Genomic DNA, 15,544 nt, shown 5'->3' on the forward strand with positions numbered 1-15,544 from the left:
GAGTCGTGCACTGGTCGTGCGCTGATCACAGGCATATTCTCACCAGCAGCGAAGCGTTCGCGAATAGACGTGCGGAGGTCCACCATGAACGAAGAGACAGCGACACCGGCATCTGGCGAAAGCGGGGCGTCTCAGTCCGCGAAGCCAGGAGAGCCGGACGCGGACACCCCGGTTGGAGATATGTCAGTAGAGGGCGAAACCGAAGTAGGTCCGTACCCGTCCCTGACTCACATCGAAAACATGGAGCAGGCGGACCTGCCGGCAGTAGCCGACAACACCGCCGAATGAGTGCCCAGCCAGGGCGAGTGACGTCGACGGGTTAACCCGCCGAGACTCGAAACCACCACCCCGGAAAGGTCGATCTCGACGGGCGCCACAGGCAACCCTTGGCTCGCGCAAGGCACACGTGGCCACCGCGCGGCTCCGCGTTCCTGCCGACGAAAGGTCGGCTCAGCCGATCCGGGCCACCGTCACCGCGACCTCCGCGATCTCCTGCTCCTCATATTCGCGCAGGTGTTCCACGATGGCGTCGTGCACCCGGCGGCAGACCTCGGTCGCCGGGTAGCCGTCGGTGACGCCGATCTTCACGGCCACTGAGAGGCCGGCCGTCTCGTGGGCGACCAGGACCGAGTTGGCCGACGGCGCGCGGCGGGTGAGTGCATCCACTGCGGTCGTGATCACGGTGGCGATGAGCGGAGTGGCCGGGAACAGGGTGTCGACTCCGGGCACGGCGAGCACGGCCTCGTCGAGACGGTCGGCCTGGGGGAGAACGTCGCTCATCGCTGCTCGGTTTCGCTCGGGGGAGTGGCCGGCCTGAGGTACAGGTCGCGGATGGTGATGTCGATCGCGGCGATGGTCAGGTCCGTGTGCTGGCCGAGGGCCGCGTAGAGGGCCTGGCGCAGGGCCTGGGCCTTGGCCGGGATGGGCTCGCCCTGGTACACGGCGGCGTCGATCCGGATCGTGATCGGGGTGCCCGGCACGGTCACGTCACCGTCGAGGCGACAGCGGCCGACGATGATGTTCGGGGTCTCGTCGCCCGTCGCCCGCAGGATTCCGCGGACCGCGCCCTCGGTGACCACGAGCTTCGCGGTCGGTGACGAATGCTCGATGGGGATGTCGCGGCCCGAGCGGGCCTCCAGGTTGATGTTCTGCAGGATCGACCTGACCCAGCCGTCGCTGCGGGCCGACTCGCGCTCGACGTCGCTGGAGAGCAGGGAACGCTGCACGCCGTGGAGGCGTTGCAAACTGCGCAGGGCGATCTGGCACTCCGGCGAATCGTCGATGGACGGATCAGCGGGGGCACGATCCCGGTCGAGGTAGTCACTCAGTTCCTCGATCGTGTGGCCGGCCAGGTGGGCCGCCTCACGGTCGGCGGTGTCCAGGTCGAAGGTCAGGAACGGCTCGTCTGGTGAGGTCATCGCCATTCCTCCATTTCCCGGAGCAGAGTTTTGCGTGCTCGAGCGAGCAGGCCACGAACAGTTGAAACCGGCAGCTCCAACTCTTCGGCGATCTCACCGTAGCTGTAATCGGCGAGTTCTCGGAGCGTCCAGCACCGTCGCTGGTCCTCCGGCAGTTCGGCCAGAACGCGTGAGAGTGCTTCGGTTTGGGACTCCGCTTCGGCCAGTCTATGCGGAGACTGGTGCTCGGGTGCGGTTGGTTCGGTGAGATCGATGTTGGCGTGATGGCGTCTCGCTCGCAACCGGTCGATGCTTTTTCGGCTCACGATGCGCATCAGCCAGCTCTTGACGGCGCCGCCGTCTTCGAGGGTGGAGAGCTGCTGCCAGGCCGTGATGAACGACTCCTGCACGACGTCGTCCATTTCGTCGTTCGACCCCAGCACCCGTGAGGCGTACACCCGCATGAGTGGTCCGTATCGGCGCACGATCACCTCGAACGCCCGCACGTCCCCGTCAGCCGCGCGGTCGGCCAGGGTCAGATCGGAGGCCGTGTCGAGTGCGGAGGGGACCTGCTCTCTCAGCGTCGCCGGCATTGCCACCTCTCTCCTGAAGTCACTTCGTATCCCGAGATTTTCGCAGAATCCTGTGACAAATATGTCACGGCTTGCGTCTTAGACGTGAATGAACGAATCGAACCCAGGCCCTGGTCTCGCACGACTGTGGGCCATAACGATTGAAGTCTCCTATGAATCTGAGCAGTACCACTTCGCCGCCGGCCGGCGCTTCGGCGGCCGAGCCCGCGTCGGCGACACGACCAGGCCGCACCATCATCGACGACAGTGTGGTGGTCAAGGTCATCGACGTTGCCGCCCGCGACGTCGCGGGAGTACATGCGCTCGGCACGGGAGGACAGCGGGCCCTCGGGGCCATTCGTGAAGCCATAGCCGGTGAGGAGAGCGTGGGCGTCTCCGTCCGCATCGAGGACGACCGGGTGGGCGTTGACATCTCGCTCGTCGCCGCCTATCCGGTGCCGCTCCCGCAGGTGGCCGCCGATGTCCGCTCCGCGGTGATCGCGGCAGTCGAAGGGCTGGTGGGGTTCCAGGTGACCGAGGTCAACGTGACCTTCGCCGACCTGCACCTGCCGGACGCCGACGACGAGGACGTCCCGGAGCACTCCGAACGTTCGGTGGACCGGTCATGAGTCACCTTCCGGCGTCGCGGGCTGAGCCGACGGAGACTTTTGACGAGCTCCTCGCCGGGACGAACGAGCCTGACGCTCCGGACACGCATCCACAACCACTGACTTTCGCCTGGCGCACCCGCGCCGAGCTTCCCCCACGAAACACCGAACGAAAGTGAGACCAGCATGAGCGCATCCGACAAGGCCAGCAACGCCGCAGAGGACCTCAAGGGGAGGGTCACCGAGGCCGTCGGCAGGGCAACGAACGACGACTCCAAAGTCGCGGAGGGCAAGGGCGAGCAGGCCTCAGCCAGCGCGAAGAAGGCCGGCGAGAACATCAAGGACGTCTTTAAGAAATGACGGTTCGGGAGCGTGCCGCGGGCCACCAGGCCTGCGGCACGCATCCCATCTCTTCCGGGGATCGCGCTCGGCCCGAACCCGTTCTCGGGCGTCCCGACCCCGTTCAACGCAACCTCACCCAGGATCGTGACCTTATGCAACTCTCCTTCTCGATCGCGCCGTTCCAGGCGCGGGGACCACTCAGCTCCCAGCTCCTGACCGCGCTCTCGCTGCCCGCGAACGACTCCGGCTCCAGCCTCGGCGGGTTCATCGTTGCCACTGCAGAAGCGCTCGCGCGGTGCAGCGACATCGTCAACGACGACGATCTCCAACTCACCCTTTTTCTGCTCTACGGCCTGCACTACGGCGACGTCGTGCAGTCGGACGCGGCCTGGGAATGGCACCCCACGACCATCGTCGCCCGGATGGCCATCGAACAGGCCCTCGAAAGCACGCTGCGGGCGACCGTGCCCCAACCCCCCCTCCCGGACTCGAACCAGGACGCCGTCGCCCGAGCCCTCTTCACACTCACCATCGAAGACCAGGGTCCCAGTCTGTCCCGGTACCTGGCCCGCAAGGCGACCGCGGAACAGGCGGTCGAATTCATCGTGCACCGGTCGATCTACACCCTCAAAGAAGCCGACCCGCACTCGTGGGCCATCCCACGGCTGACCGGGCGCGCCAAGGCGGCCCTGATCGAGATCCAGGCCGACGAGTACGGCGGCGGACGCCCTGAACGCATGCACTCGAGCCTGTTCGCCGACACCATGCACGGGCTGGGCCTCGACACCCGCTTCGGCGGTTACGTCGACCAGGTTCCGGCACTCGTGCTCGCCTCGTTCAACATGATGAGCCTGTTCGGACTCAACCGGCGCCTGCGCGGCGCCATCGTCGGCCACCTCGCCGCCTTCGAGATGACGTCGGCGATCCCGAGCCGGCTCTACGGTGACGGCTTCCGCCGCCTGGGCTTCAGCGAAACCATCACCCGCTACTTCGACGAGCACATCGAAGCGGATGCCGTGCACGAGCAGATCGCCGCCCGTGACCTTGCCGGGGCGCTCGCCGAGGACGACCCGCTCACGCTCCCCGACATCATGTTCGGCGCCGCCGCCTGCCTGGCCATGGACGGCTGGGTCGCCGAGCGCCTGCTGGCGAGCTGGCAGGCCGGGCACAGTTCGCTCCGGAGCCCGCTCCCCGAGTCGGTCGCGCGGCCCCTGGCCGGGACTGCGGTGGCCTCGTGACCCCCGCGGCGTCGCATCCTCCCGTGACGATCACGGCCTGCCCCGACGGGCCGCTGCTCGTGCGCGGAGACGTCGAGATCATGGCCCCCGGCGGCCCCGTTCCCCGCACTCGGCGCACCGTGGCGCTCTGCCGCTGCGGCGTATCCATGATCAAGCCGTTCTGCGACGGCACGCACAAGCTCGTCGGCTTCACGACCGCGCCGAACGACCCTGCCGGGCCCGGCAGCTGAGACCAGGCGCTCGCACACCGAGTCGCCGAACGACCGGGGGCCGCCATCGAATGGGGCGAACTGCGGCCCCCACCCCTTCCGAAGCACTGGAGAACCCATGAGATTGCTTGCCAAAGTCCGCCGCCGCGCGGCCGAATCTCCACCCGGGCGCGAGCCGGAAGCCCCGGCCCCCGACGACCCGCGCAAGCCGGCCTCCCCGGCCGACGTCTCGAAACGGGCCTGGCTCTACGCGCTGCGCCGCACGGTGAGCGAGTTCGGCAGGGACCAGTGCACCGACCTTGCCGCCGCGCTCACCTACTACGCGGTGCTGTCGCTGTTCCCGGCCCTGATCGCGCTCGTGTCCCTGCTCGGCGTCGTCGGCCAGGGCAAACGGTCGGCCGACACCCTGCTGTCGATCCTCGGCTCCGTCGCCCCCGCGGAGGCGCTTCAGGTGATCCGCGGCCCGATCGAGCAGTTCAGCACGTCGCCGGCGGCCGGGTTCGCGCTCGTGGCGGGCATCGCGGTGGCGGTCTGGTCGGCATCCGGTTACGTGGGCGCGTTCGGCCGGGCGATGAACCGCATCTACGAGGTCGACGAGGGCCGGCCGTTCTGGAAGCTCAAGCCGGTGCAGCTGCTCGTGACCGTGACCGCCATCCTGCTCATCCTCGTGGCCGCGATCGTTCTCGTGCTCTCCGGCCCGGTGACGGACGCCGTCGGCAACGCCCTCGGCATCGGCGAGACCGCCCGGGTGGTCTGGTCCGTTCTCAAATGGCCGCTCCTCGCGGCCGCCGTCGTACTGTTGATCGCCATCCTCTATTACGCCACCCCGAACGCCCGGCAGCCCCGGTTCCGCTGGCTGAGCCTGGGCGCGGTGCTGGCCCTGCTCGTGATCGTTGCGGCGTCCGCCGCGTTCGGGTTCTACCTGACCACCTTCGCGGACTATGCGAAGACCTACGGGTCCCTGGCCGGCATCGTGGTGTTCCTGCTCTGGCTCTGGCTGGCCAACCTTGGGCTGCTGTTCGGGGCGGAATTCGACGCCGAACTCGAACGAGGCCGCGAGCTTCAGGCCGGAATCGCCGCCGAAGAGACCATCCAGCTGCCCCCGCGGGACACCCGCACCAGCGACAAGGCGGCCGCGAAGGAACGGAAGGCCGTCGAGGCCGGTCGCCGGATCCGGGACGCCCACCGCCGGGGCCGCCCGGCGAAACAGCCCTAGCCCTCGGGAGGCCGGGTCTGCCTGACTCTGTTCCGCCCGGCGAAGCGAGGTGCTAGCGTGCCGGGATGAAGCAGAGAGAGCTCTTCCTCCAGTCGGATGCCGCGTTGCGCTCCGTCATCGACCGGATCACCCCCGCGCAACTGCACCTCCCGGCGCCCGGCGACTGGTCCCGCACGCCCAACCCCACCCTGCGCGACATCCTCGCGGACCACGCCCGCGACGAGGCCTGGTTGCCCGCCGTGCTGGCCGGGCGCACCATCGCCGAGGTCGGCGACGACTACGCCGGCGACCTGCTCGGCGACGACCCGATCGGAGCCTACGACCGGCTCAACGACCTCGCCACCGCGAGTGTCACCGCCGAGCTCGACCCGGAGAAGACCGTGCACCTGAGCTACGGCGACTTCCCCCTCGCCGAGTACCTGCAGCACGTGAGCATCTACCGTGCCTTCCAGGCCTGGTCGATCGCGAAGCTGATCGGGCTGGGCTTCGCGATGCCCGCGCCCCTGGTCGAGAACCTGTGGGAGCAGATCGGGCCGCAGATCCCCGGCTGGCGGGAGATGGGCGTCTTCGGGCCTGAGGTGGACGTGCCGCCGGACGCCGACCGGGAGACACAGCTGCTCGGCAAGACCGGCTACTGGGTGCCGTGAATCAGATCCAGTCGTTGCGCTTGAACAGCACGTAGAGCAGCGCCGACAGCCCCACGATCAGGCCGAGCGAACTGTAGTAGCCGAACTCCTGGCTGAACCCCGGGTAGGGCACGTTCTGGCCGTAGAACCCGGTGATCGCCGTCGGCACGGCGATGATGGCCGCATACCCGGTCACCTTCTTCGTGATCACGTTGAGCCGGTTCCCCTGGATCGCGAGATTGGCCTCGAGGATGCTGGTGGCCAGGTCCCGCAGGCTCTCGGTCCATTCCATCGCCCGCAGCACATGGTCGTAGACGTCCTGGAAGTACGGCCCCATCTCGTCACCGAGCAGGTGCAGGTCGCGGCGGAGCAGCGTGTTGACGACCTCGCGCATCGGCAGGATCACCCGGCGCAGGGTGACCAGGCTCTTGCGGAGCTCGAAGGAACGCCGCTGCACCTGCTCCTGGTCGGCGGTGGGAACGAAAAGCTGGCTCTCCAGCTCCTCGATCTCGTCGTCGAGGGCCTCGACCGCCTCGAAGTAGCCGTCGACGAGGTAGTCGAGCAGCCCGTGCACCAGGAACGCGACCCCGTTCTTCGCGAGGTCGGGGGAGGAGTCCCACCGGGCGACGACCGCGTCCACGCCGAACCGGCCGTTCCGGTGCACGGTCACGAGGGCGCGGTCGGTGATGAACGCTGCGATCTCGTGCGTGGTCACCCGCGAGGTGGCCGGGTCGAGGGCGGCGGAGTAGGCGGAGAGGAAGAGGTGGTCGGGATAGCGGTCGAGCTTGGGTCGCTGGCCGAGGCTGAGCGCGTCTTCGACCGCGAGTTCGTGCAGCCCCAGCTCCTCTGCGAGGAGGGCGAGCTCGTCCTCGCCCGGATCGTCAAGGTCGACCCACACCACCGAGTCGGCTGCCTCGAGGTGCTCGGACACGTCGGCGAGCGAAAAGTCCTCACCGACGAGGAGGCCATCACGGTAACAGCGGGTTCGAGGTGTCTGCACCTCCTCAGTCAACCAGCTATCGCCCGGCTCAGAGCCCGTACAGGTCGTCCCAGCCGTTATTGGACTGTGTGCCGGCGTCGGCATAGGCGTATGCGTAGGCCGGTTCGGCGCGGGTGGTCAGCACCCGGGTGCGCTCGCGCAGGTAGGCGACGGCGTCGGCGGTGTCCGGATCCTTGGCCCGGGTCTTCTCCGGCACGCTGAGGAATTCACTGGTCGGGCCGACGACCAGTTGCACCAGCATGGTGTGGCCGTCGTCGGTGAGCGCCGGCAGCTCCAGGAGCTCGGAGCTGTTGCAGACCGGCAGGGCCACCGCCAGTTGCAGCAGCGCGTCCGCTGCGCCGTCGGTGGTGAGGAACGATTTTCCGCAGTACGAGACTCTCTTCATGGAATTGCCTTCCCCCGCGACCGTCTTCGATGGATCAAACCCAGGTCGATGCGGCCAACGTAGCGCGGCCGCACCGATTCCGCTGTCGGCAGGAATGAGGACACCCGAAAGCGGGGAATGCTCAGGTCACAGGCCGATTCGTTCCCAGTAGGCGAGGCCGGCGGGGGTGTCGATCACCTGTTCGCGGCCGGCATCCGCCAGCTCGATCCGGAAGCTCGGCGCACCGAGCGTGGTGCGCACGGTCAGTTCCGCGCGGGCGTCCCCGTTCGACCAGAGCAGCCGCAGTTGGTCCTCGACGGGGGTCGCCCAGCTGAATTCGCCGTCGAACGCCGGATGCCCGGTGCGCAGCCGGGCGAGCCCGAGCTGGGCCTGGGTGACCTCGGTGCCCAGGGCCTGGCTGACCTCGTCGGCCGGGTAACGGTGCCGGTTCACGTCGCGGCCGTTCCCGGTCTCGGCGAAGAGGCTGGTGTCGTCGAGTCCGCCGAGCAGGCCGACGTAGTAGACCTGCGGGCGGCCGGGAAGGAAGTGCTGCACGGCGCGGGCGAGGAGGTAGGGCGCCGTCTCGCCGGCGAGCGTGCTGAAGAAGGTCGCGTTGATCTGGTGCGGGAGGGTGAACCACTCCGGCACCACGGAGGCGATCGAGGAGTGGCCGTGCGTGGCCACGGCGGCGCGGGCGAAGATGGCGGCCATCTCGTCCTGGCTGATCAACCCGGGACGGTCCCCGTTCGGGCCGGCGTCGATGATTCCGATGCCGTCGTGGGTGTCGAGCACGGTGATGGCGTTCTCCGGCCGGATCTCGAACCAGCGCGCGAGGCGGTCGACGGTGCCGGTGCCGAGGGAGTGCAGCAGAAGCGGGGCGAGCGCGAAGTCGTAGACCCAGTCCACGAGCGGGGCGATCGCGAGCTGCTGGCTGTAGTGCGCGTGCACCTCGACCAGCACGTCGACCTGGGCCTCGTGGGCCAGGGCGACGACGACCTTGGTGAACTCGAGAGTCTCCGGCGTCATGAAACTGTCGGTGCCCGGGGTCTTGACGGCGTAGCCGACCGCGTCGAGCCGCACGGTGCTGACGCCCCCGTCGGCGAGGGCGCGGAGCACCCGCCGCAGGTAACTGCGCGCGGCCGGGTGGTTCACGTCCAGGTCCACCTGGGTGGGCATGAAGGTCGTCCAGACGAGGTGGCGGCTGCCGTCGGCACCCTGGTAGGCCGTGAACGGCAGGCCGGGGCGGGGACGGTAGAACGCGGTGATCTCCCGCTCAGTGCCGCCGTTCGGGAATACGGTGTCGAAGGTGAGGAACATCCCGGCGAATTCCGAGGCGTCGCCACGGTCCAGCCAGTCGACGAATTCCGCCGAGGAGGACGACACGTGGTTGACGATGAGGTCCGCGGTGAGTCCGCGGGTGCGGGCGAGCGACCGCATCTCGTCCCAGGTGCCGAGGCGAGGGTCGACAGACGCGTGGTCTACGGGGTCGAACCCGGCATCCGCGCCGTCGAAGGGAATGTAGAACGGGAGCACGTGCACGCTCGAGAACGCGCGCAGCGGCCCGTCGAGCACGGCCTGCAACTCGGGGACGGTGCCGCCCAGTCGATCGGCGTAGACGAGCAGCTCAACAGCGGACATTCTGGCTCCCGGCATTCCGGCGGCACACCGGTCGGCGACGCGGCGGCAGTCCGCGACCCGTGAAGGAATCGCGGCACCGGTTCAGAAGTTACGGCACGCGGAAGGTCAGCGCAATTTGCGCGGCACCGCGACGGCCGGCGACGAGCCGAACCAGGAGATCCCGGCGCCGGCGGCCTCCGGGGCGGACTCGTGTGAGGGATCCGTCTGAACCGGGGGAGCCGCCCGCCCGTTTCGAACGTTGGATTCTGGGAAGGGAAAACTCATGCTGTGCCAGTCCTATCCAATCGGTAGGCCGGCTGACCCAGGGTCCCGTGCCTTTGCGACCCCGCCTTGCGACGGGTGTGCCCGTGCGATTGGCGGTGAGAAACCGCCCGGCCGGCATGGGAAGATCAGCAGGCCTCGGAGGCAGTATCGCCGGATGGCGGCGGAACGGCAAGGGCCCCGCCGTGCTGGTCGGGTGTCGACCAGCACGGCGGGGCCGGAGCGGCGGTTGTCAGCGGTGGATGTCGCGGCGGATAACGGCCTGCCCCTACTCGGGGACCACCAGTGCGGGCGTGTCCTTACGCAGGGTCTCGCCGCGGAAGAAGCTCGGCTGGCGCCAATAGGTCAGGCCCATCACCGCGCCGCCGAGCAGCAGGAGACCGACGCCGATCACGAAGACGAGTCCGATCCCGAAGAGCTCAGAGCCGCTGCCGAAGTCGGGGCTCCAGCTGCTCACCGCGGTCTGCACGAAGACCACGGTGAGAATCAGCCCGCCGAGCCCCGGCACGAGCAGGCGCATCACGAAGTTCCGGATGCTGCTGAACAGGCTCTGCCGGAAATACCAGACGCAGGCGAACGAGGTCAGGGCGTAGTAGAAGCAGATCATCAGGCCCAGCGACATGATCGTGTCATTGAGCACGTTGACGCTGATGACCGTCATGACCGCGTAGAACCCGCCGGCGATGGCACCCGCGGCGATCGTGGCGTAGCCCGGCGAGCCGAACCGCTTGCTGATGGTGGCGAATTTCGGCGGGAGAGCGTTGTAGTGCGCCATCGCCAGCAGCGTGCGCGCGGGGGAGGTCATCGTGGACTGCAGGGAGGAGGCCGAGCTGGCGAGCACGGCCAGCGACATCAGCACGGCGAGCGGTCCCATGATCGGCGACGCGATGGCGGCGAAGATATTGCCCTGGTTGTCGGGGTTGCTCAGGCCGATGCCGTCGACGCCGACACCGGAGACCATCATGGTCGCGACGATGAGGGCGAGGTAGAGGCCGAGCACCACGAGGGCGGTGAGGGTTCCTGCCTTGCCGGCCGTCTTCTGGCCGCCCTTGGTCTCCTCGTTCATGGTGAGGCAGACGTCCCAGCCCCAGTACACGAAGATCGCCAGCGAGATCCCGGCGGCGAACTGGCTGAAGCTCTCCACCCTGGTCGGGTCGAACCACGCCCAGTCGAACGGGATCGCCGTCGTCGACGCGGCGGAGCCGGCGCCGATGAGGGCCGTCACGGTGAAGATGCCCAGGACCACCAGCTGGAAGCCGACGAGGCTGTACTGCACGAGCTTGGTGGCGTGCAGGCCGCGGTAGCTGACCCAGACGGCGAGAGCGACGAAGGCCAGGCAGGTGGCGATGTTCACGGCGGTGTTGTCGGCCAGCGCGGCCAGGCCGGGATTGCCGAAGACTTCGCCGAGGAAGACGTAGAAGAAACTGACCGCGACGCCGGCCAGGCTGGAGAGCACGATGATGTTGGCGGCGAGCATGCCCCAACCGCCCATCCAGCCGACGAACGGTCCGAACGCCTTGGTGGTCCAGGTGAACGACGTGCCACTGTCGGGGGAGTCGGCGTTGAGCTCGCGGTAGGCCAGGGCGACCAGGATCATCGGGATGAAGGCGACGATGAAGATCGCCGGCACCTGGAATCCGACCTCGCTCACGGTGGCGCCGAGGGAACTGGTCAGGCTGTACGCCGGGGCGACCGAGGACACGCCCATGACGACGACGGCGAGGAGGCCGAGCTGGCCGCCCTTGAGGCCCTTCCTGGTGATGCCGTGGGTGGATCCGGCCGCGTCGTGCAGCTGGTTGCTGTGCACGTGCGGCTGGTGGTCGCCGGTGGGGGAGGCCGGGGCTGGCCGGGTCGAGAGGTCGGTCATGGTGATCCCTTTCATGCGTCTTCACTGACGATGTGTGGGTGGGGACGGCGGGCGCGAGGGGAGGGATGGCGTCGCGCCGCCGACTAAATGAATTGGGTTCGTTTAGTTTGAGCCGGGCGGCAGAGGAATGCAAGCGAATCCGAAAGAAAAAGATAACATTCCGGATGTTTGCACCGTCCTCAGGCGTCAGGCCCCGGCCTGGTGGCAGGGACAGCCGCGAGCAGCGCCTCGAGCCCGAACCGGAAGGCCACGTCGGCGGGGCGCTCCCCGGTGCTCCGATCCTGGCCGAGGACGGCCGCGGTGAACGTCGGGCTCGAGTCGGCCAGCTCGCCGGTGTCGAAAATGTCGGCCGGCGCGTTGGCGTCGAGGGCGGAGCCGAAGATGAACGACTCGACGGCGACGATGGCCGGGATGATCGTCTCCACTGGCACGCCGGCACCGGCCAGCCCCACGGCAACGGTCTCGTACATCTTCAGGGTCTCCGGGGCGCCCGTCACCGGCAGCACGGCCACCAGCGGAACCAGGGGAGAGTGCCGGGCGAACACGTCCCGGTAAGACCACGCCCAGCGGCGCATGGCGTCATCCCAGGGCTCTGAGCCGAACCCGCTCACGTCGACCATGGTCATCACGTGGTCTTCCAGCCACTGCAGCACCTCCTGCTTGGAGGAGACATGGTTGTACAGCGCGGAGGGAGCGACCTTCAGGGTCCTCGCCAGGCTCGACATGGTGAAGCCGCCGTAGCCCTCGGTCGTGATCAGCGCGAGCGCGGCGGCGGTGATCCGGGTGCGCGACAACACCATCTCCAGGGGGCGCCCGGCGCGGCGTGGCGCGGCGCTGGCGTCGGCGGTCATCCGGCGGCTCCTCTCGAAGAGCGTGAGATGGCCAGAGTAGACCATCCGAAATGACCGGTCGTCATTTCGCGGATGCCGCAGAGAGCAATGCCGAGCACGACCGGCGGTCAGAAACCGCAGTGCGTCAGGTCGAGGCTGTGCTGCGCTCGACCGCCGCCGCCGACCTCTCGGAGCCGGAGCGGCCCGTGGTTCCCGCGAACCCTTGACACGGACCGGCATCAAAATTACCGTGAGGAATGAGCCGGTGGTTCGGCCGATTGCCTCCCCGGAAGGCGGGCGAACCGGCCGAGATGGTGCAGTCGTGCCGGAGTTTCGTCGATCTCTATTGGGTGATCACCATGACGGCACGGTCAGATTCCCGGCTCCAGTTCCTCGGCGCAACCGACTCGGTCACCGGCTCGAGGTTCCTGGTCGAATCGGCCGGTCGCCGCATCCTCATCGATTGCGGCCTGTTCCAGGGTTACAAGCTGCTGCGCGACCGCAACCGGCTCGCCTTCCCGGTGGCACCGGAGTCCCTTGACGCCGTGCTGCTCACGCACGCGCACCTCGACCACACCGGCTACCTCCCCGCGCTCGTGCGAGACGGCTTCGACGGACCGGTCTACACGACGAAGGGGACGGCGGAACTCTGTTCGCTGCTGCTGCCCGACAGCGGCTACCTCCTCGAGGAGGAGGCGAACTTCGCCCGCAAGCGCAAGTCGTCGCGGCACGAGAACCCACGTCCTCTCTACACGGCGGAGGATGCCGTGACCAGCCTCGAATCGTTCCGGCCCCGGAACTTCGACCAGGAGATCGACCTCGGCGGCGGCATCCGGGCCACCTTCATTCCGGCCGGCCACATCCTCGGGGCGGCCCAGATCCGGCTCTCGGTCGGTGAGTCGACCCTGCACTTCACCGGCGACCTCGGCCGGGCAAACGACCCGTTGATGAACCCGCCGCGTGCGCTGGAGGCCGTCGACGTGCTCGTGGCGGAGTCGACCTACGGGGACCGCACGCACGACCCGGCCGATCCCGAGGCCGAACTGGGCGAGGTGATCCGCCGGGTCGCGGGGCGCGGCGGCGTCATCGTGATCCCCGCCTTCGCGGTCGGCCGGTCCGAGACCGTGCTGCTGCACCTCTCCCGGTTGCGCGACCGCGGCGAGATCCCGGCGATCCCGGTCTACCTGAACAGCCCGATGGCGGTCGACGCCGCCGAGATCTACCAACGCCACCAGGGCGAGCACCGCCTGACCGACGCCGAGTACCGCAGCATGTACGACCTTGCCCGGATGGTGCGGACCGTCGACGAGTCCAAGCTGCTCAACCTGCGCGGCGGCCCGATGATCATCGTCTCCGCCAGCGGGATGCTCACCGGCGGCCGGGTGCTCCACCACCTCTTGGCGTTCGGATCTGACCCGCGCAACGCCATCATCCTCACCGGTTTCCAGGCCGGCGGCACCCGCGGCGCCGCCCTCCTCCGCGGTGACGACACGCTGCGCATCTTCGGCCGGGACGTGCCGATCACCGCCGAGGTCGTGGAGATCGGGAGCCTGTCCGCCCACGCCGACTCCGACGAGATCATCGAGTGGATGCGTGCCGCCCCGGCCGCCCCCGCGATGACCTACCTCACCCACGGCGAGCCGGCATCCTCCGACACCCTGCGGTTGCGGATCAAGCACGAACTCGGCTGGAACGTGCGGGTGCCCGAACACCTCGAGCGGATCGATCCGGCCGCTCCCCGCTGAGCCCGACCGCCGGGGATTCCGTGATAATTTCGGCAGACCATGACCGTTCCCCCGAGCACCGAGTCCGCGAGCGGTGAATCCGCACGCGAGGAGTCACCGCCCGCACGCCAGCGAGCGCTGACCAGGGTCGAGGTCGCCGACGTCGCCGTGCGGCTGTTCCGCGAGCGCGGCTATGAGGCCACCAGCGCCACCGAGATCGCCGAGGCGGCCGGGGTCTCGCGCAGCACGTTCTTCCGGCAGTTCCGCTCGAAGGACGACGTGATCTTCGCCGACCACGACGAGCTGCTCGAACAGATCGCGCGCCATTTCGAGTTGCCGCACGCCGACCCGTGGCTGGCCGTGTGCGAGGCGGCGACCATGGTCTTCGAACGGTTCCGGGAGCGTCTGGAGGTCGTGCGGATCAGGGACCTGGTCGTGCGGGAGACCCCCGTACTGCATGACCGGGAGACCGTGATGGTGATCCGGTACGAACGGATGTTCGCCAGCTACCTCAGATCTTCCGCCCCGGCGGTGCCGGCGCTGGCCGCCATCCGGTTCGCGGCCGCGGTCACGGCCACCCACAACTACGAGCTGCGCCGGCTGATCCGCTCCACGGCGGATGACCCCCGCGCCGCCGCCCTGCCCGCCGAGCTGGCCGCCGAACTCGCGCAGGTGCGCCGGATGTTCCGCCCGGACGGTCGCGCGCCTGCGGGGCCGGCCGCCGGGCCCGAGTTGGTCGTCGCCGTCTTCCCGGCCTCGATGGACCCCGGCGATCTGGCCAGGGCCGTCGAGGAACGACTCCGCGCGGCGACGGGCACCCCTGCCCTCTGAGACTGAGTTCCACTTGACCTGAGACTGAGTGTCAGGTACAACTTGTACCTACAGCTTTTCGACCGGCGCAAGGGGGCACCGTGAACAGTGTGTTGACCACACGGATCGATGTCTCGAACCGGACCGTCGGTGGCCGCACCATCGCCCTGGTGGTCTTCACCCCGCCGGCGGGCAGGCTGATCTCCTGGACGAGGGCAGCCCTGGCCGCGCTCGCCGCCGCCGTCGACGCCATCGACCTGGCCGCGGTCGACGCGGTGGCCTTCACCGGCACCGGCACGGTCTTCGGGGCCGGCGCCGACCTGGCCGCCTTCGGTTCTGTCTCCTCTCTCACGGAGGGTGAGCAGATCGCCCGCGACGGCTACGCGGCCTTCAACCGGCTCGGCCGGCTCGAGCTGCCCACCTTCGCCTTCCTCAACGGCGTCGCGCTCGGCGGTGCGTTCGAGCTGGCCCTCCGCGCCGACTTCCGCACGGTCACCGCCCGGGCGACCAACCTCGGCCTGCCCGAGGTGCGCCTCGGCCTCGTGCCCGGCTGGGGCGGGCTCGGCCTGCTCGCCGACCTGGCCGGCCCCGCGGCAGCAGCGGAGATCGCGGTCACCCGCTCCCTCTTCGGTCGTTCCCTCGCGGCCGCGGACCTCGCCGCGTGCGGGGTCGCCGACGTCGTGATCGACGACCCCGACTTCATCGGGGCCTCACTCGCCTGGGCGGCCGCCCGCCTGGCCGGCATGGCCGAAGCGGACGCGGCGGACACCCCGGCCGGCCCACCCGCCGCCCCGCGGCCCGCCGCGCAGGCGCCCTGGCAGCCCGAGGCCCTGCGCGCCGCG

Annotated in this window: 18 protein-coding genes and 1 riboswitch; of the genes, 10 read left to right on the forward strand and 8 right to left on the reverse strand. The window is 68.8% G+C overall.

Annotated elements, in window-relative coordinates; translation table 11 throughout:
• Nucleotides 1–450 precede the first annotated feature (450 nt).
• Genes E3O32_RS00285 through E3O32_RS00295 form a run of 3 tightly spaced genes read right to left on the reverse strand, consistent with a single transcriptional unit; the run spans nucleotide 451 to nucleotide 1,990 of the window.
• Nucleotides 451–780 carry a hypothetical protein gene (locus tag E3O32_RS00285; protein ID WP_134505854.1) on the reverse strand — a complete coding sequence of 110 codons (330 nt, stop codon included), beginning with the start codon at nucleotides 778–780 and terminating at the stop codon, nucleotides 451–453.
• A complete protein-coding gene (locus tag E3O32_RS00290; RefSeq protein WP_241974418.1) occupies nucleotides 777–1,418 on the reverse strand; it encodes an Asp23/Gls24 family envelope stress response protein in 642 nt (213 codons plus the stop codon). Before E3O32_RS00290 ends, E3O32_RS00285 begins: the two co-directional genes overlap by 4 nt.
• The gene (locus E3O32_RS00295) at nucleotides 1,415–1,990 is read right to left on the reverse strand and encodes an RNA polymerase sigma factor (RefSeq protein WP_134505887.1); all 576 of its coding nucleotides are present in this window, start codon (nucleotides 1,988–1,990) and stop codon (nucleotides 1,415–1,417) included. The genes E3O32_RS00290 and E3O32_RS00295 overlap by 4 nt, the downstream gene beginning before the upstream one ends.
• A gap of 152 nt (nucleotides 1,991–2,142) precedes the next feature.
• On the opposite strand from E3O32_RS00295, the gene E3O32_RS00300 reads away from it, so the two are divergent.
• The 6 genes from E3O32_RS00300 to E3O32_RS00325 all read left to right on the forward strand — a co-directional run bounded on the left by E3O32_RS00300 (nucleotide 2,143) and on the right by E3O32_RS00325 (nucleotide 6,229).
• Nucleotides 2,143–2,598 carry an Asp23/Gls24 family envelope stress response protein gene (locus tag E3O32_RS00300; RefSeq protein ID WP_134505856.1) on the forward strand — a complete coding sequence of 152 codons (456 nt, stop codon included), beginning with the start codon at nucleotides 2,143–2,145 and terminating at the stop codon, nucleotides 2,596–2,598.
• A 165-nt stretch (nucleotides 2,599–2,763) separates the two neighbouring features.
• A complete protein-coding gene (locus E3O32_RS00305) occupies nucleotides 2,764–2,937 on the forward strand; it encodes a CsbD family protein (RefSeq protein WP_134505858.1) in 174 nt (57 codons plus the stop codon).
• A gap of 134 nt (nucleotides 2,938–3,071) precedes the next feature.
• Nucleotides 3,072–4,157 carry an iron-containing redox enzyme family protein gene (locus E3O32_RS00310; protein ID WP_134505859.1) on the forward strand — a complete coding sequence of 362 codons (1,086 nt, stop codon included), beginning with the start codon at nucleotides 3,072–3,074 and terminating at the stop codon, nucleotides 4,155–4,157.
• 23 nt (nucleotides 4,158–4,180) lie between these two features.
• Nucleotides 4,181–4,387 carry a CDGSH iron-sulfur domain-containing protein gene (locus E3O32_RS00315; RefSeq protein WP_338145170.1) on the forward strand — a complete coding sequence of 69 codons (207 nt, stop codon included), beginning with the start codon at nucleotides 4,181–4,183 and terminating at the stop codon, nucleotides 4,385–4,387.
• A 97-nt stretch (nucleotides 4,388–4,484) separates the two neighbouring features.
• On the forward strand, nucleotides 4,485–5,582 hold the full coding sequence (locus tag E3O32_RS00320) for a YihY/virulence factor BrkB family protein (RefSeq protein ID WP_198417502.1): 1,098 nt from the start codon (nucleotides 4,485–4,487) through the stop codon (nucleotides 5,580–5,582).
• 65 nt (nucleotides 5,583–5,647) lie between these two features.
• On the forward strand, nucleotides 5,648–6,229 hold the full coding sequence (locus E3O32_RS00325) for a hypothetical protein (protein ID WP_134505863.1): 582 nt from the start codon (nucleotides 5,648–5,650) through the stop codon (nucleotides 6,227–6,229).
• 1 nt (nucleotide 6,230) lies between these two features.
• Here the strand turns inward: E3O32_RS00325 and E3O32_RS00330 are convergent, their stop codons facing one another.
• The 5 genes from E3O32_RS00330 to E3O32_RS00350 all read right to left on the reverse strand — a co-directional run bounded on the left by E3O32_RS00330 (nucleotide 6,231) and on the right by E3O32_RS00350 (nucleotide 12,189).
• Nucleotides 6,231–7,208, reverse strand: coding sequence for a magnesium transporter CorA family protein (locus E3O32_RS00330; protein WP_241974420.1), 978 nt, complete (start codon nucleotides 7,206–7,208; stop codon nucleotides 6,231–6,233).
• A gap of 28 nt (nucleotides 7,209–7,236) precedes the next feature.
• Nucleotides 7,237–7,593, reverse strand: coding sequence for a hypothetical protein (locus E3O32_RS00335; protein WP_134505867.1), 357 nt, complete (start codon nucleotides 7,591–7,593; stop codon nucleotides 7,237–7,239).
• Between the two features lie 126 nt (nucleotides 7,594–7,719).
• Nucleotides 7,720–9,210 carry a sucrose phosphorylase gene (gene gtfA / locus E3O32_RS00340; RefSeq protein ID WP_134505868.1) on the reverse strand — a complete coding sequence of 497 codons (1,491 nt, stop codon included), beginning with the start codon at nucleotides 9,208–9,210 and terminating at the stop codon, nucleotides 7,720–7,722.
• Between the two features lie 283 nt (nucleotides 9,211–9,493).
• A riboswitch (cyclic di-GMP riboswitch) is annotated at nucleotides 9,494–9,566 on the reverse strand.
• Nucleotides 9,567–9,739: 173 nt separating this feature from the next.
• Nucleotides 9,740–11,338: an APC family permease gene (locus E3O32_RS00345; protein WP_134505870.1), complete on the reverse strand. Its 1,599-nt coding sequence runs from the start codon at nucleotides 11,336–11,338 to the stop codon at nucleotides 9,740–9,742.
• 179 nt (nucleotides 11,339–11,517) lie between these two features.
• Nucleotides 11,518–12,189: a TetR/AcrR family transcriptional regulator gene (locus E3O32_RS00350; RefSeq protein ID WP_134505872.1), complete on the reverse strand. Its 672-nt coding sequence runs from the start codon at nucleotides 12,187–12,189 to the stop codon at nucleotides 11,518–11,520.
• 50 nt (nucleotides 12,190–12,239) lie between these two features.
• On the opposite strand from E3O32_RS00350, the gene E3O32_RS17120 reads away from it, so the two are divergent.
• The 4 genes from E3O32_RS17120 to E3O32_RS00365 form a co-directional block, all read left to right on the forward strand.
• Nucleotides 12,240–12,395, forward strand: a complete 156-nt coding sequence (locus tag E3O32_RS17120) for a hypothetical protein (RefSeq protein WP_166790736.1) — start codon at nucleotides 12,240–12,242, stop codon at nucleotides 12,393–12,395.
• Nucleotides 12,396–12,527: 132 nt separating this feature from the next.
• Complete coding sequence (locus E3O32_RS00355) at nucleotides 12,528–13,913, forward strand: MBL fold metallo-hydrolase RNA specificity domain-containing protein (protein ID WP_134505874.1); 1,386 nt, start codon at nucleotides 12,528–12,530, stop codon at nucleotides 13,911–13,913.
• A 39-nt stretch (nucleotides 13,914–13,952) separates the two neighbouring features.
• A complete protein-coding gene (locus E3O32_RS00360) occupies nucleotides 13,953–14,723 on the forward strand; it encodes a TetR/AcrR family transcriptional regulator (protein ID WP_134505876.1) in 771 nt (256 codons plus the stop codon).
• Between the two features lie 80 nt (nucleotides 14,724–14,803).
• A partial coding sequence (locus tag E3O32_RS00365; protein WP_134505878.1) for an enoyl-CoA hydratase/isomerase family protein occupies nucleotides 14,804–15,544 on the forward strand: 741 nt, incomplete at its 3' end.

The sequence above is a fragment of the Cryobacterium mannosilyticum genome (genome assembly GCF_004402705.1).
In the GTDB taxonomy this organism is placed as follows: Bacteria; Actinomycetota; Actinomycetes; order Actinomycetales; family Microbacteriaceae; genus Cryobacterium; species Cryobacterium mannosilyticum.

Coding starts and splice junctions, on each gene's coding strand:
- E3O32_RS00285 (WP_134505854.1), bottom strand. CDS start 780: ATGAGCGACGTTCTCCCCCAGGCCGACCGTCTCGACGAGGCCGTGCTC.
- E3O32_RS00290 (WP_241974418.1), bottom strand. CDS start 1,418: ATGACCTCACCAGACGAGCCGTTCCTGACCTTCGACCTGGACACCGCC.
- E3O32_RS00295 (WP_134505887.1), bottom strand. CDS start 1,990: ATGCCGGCGACGCTGAGAGAGCAGGTCCCCTCCGCACTCGACACGGCC.
- E3O32_RS00300 (WP_134505856.1), top strand. CDS start 2,143: ATGAATCTGAGCAGTACCACTTCGCCGCCGGCCGGCGCTTCGGCGGCC.
- E3O32_RS00305 (WP_134505858.1), top strand. CDS start 2,764: ATGAGCGCATCCGACAAGGCCAGCAACGCCGCAGAGGACCTCAAGGGG.
- E3O32_RS00310 (WP_134505859.1), top strand. CDS start 3,072: ATGCAACTCTCCTTCTCGATCGCGCCGTTCCAGGCGCGGGGACCACTC.
- E3O32_RS00320 (WP_198417502.1), top strand. CDS start 4,485: ATGAGATTGCTTGCCAAAGTCCGCCGCCGCGCGGCCGAATCTCCACCC.
- E3O32_RS00325 (WP_134505863.1), top strand. CDS start 5,648: ATGAAGCAGAGAGAGCTCTTCCTCCAGTCGGATGCCGCGTTGCGCTCC.
- E3O32_RS00335 (WP_134505867.1), bottom strand. CDS start 7,593: ATGAAGAGAGTCTCGTACTGCGGAAAATCGTTCCTCACCACCGACGGC.
- gtfA (WP_134505868.1), bottom strand. CDS start 9,210: ATGTCCGCTGTTGAGCTGCTCGTCTACGCCGATCGACTGGGCGGCACC.
- E3O32_RS00345 (WP_134505870.1), bottom strand. CDS start 11,338: ATGACCGACCTCTCGACCCGGCCAGCCCCGGCCTCCCCCACCGGCGAC.
- E3O32_RS00350 (WP_134505872.1), bottom strand. CDS start 12,189: ATGACCGCCGACGCCAGCGCCGCGCCACGCCGCGCCGGGCGCCCCCTG.
- E3O32_RS17120 (WP_166790736.1), top strand. CDS start 12,240: ATGACCGGTCGTCATTTCGCGGATGCCGCAGAGAGCAATGCCGAGCAC.
- E3O32_RS00355 (WP_134505874.1), top strand. CDS start 12,528: ATGACGGCACGGTCAGATTCCCGGCTCCAGTTCCTCGGCGCAACCGAC.
- E3O32_RS00360 (WP_134505876.1), top strand. CDS start 13,953: ATGACCGTTCCCCCGAGCACCGAGTCCGCGAGCGGTGAATCCGCACGC.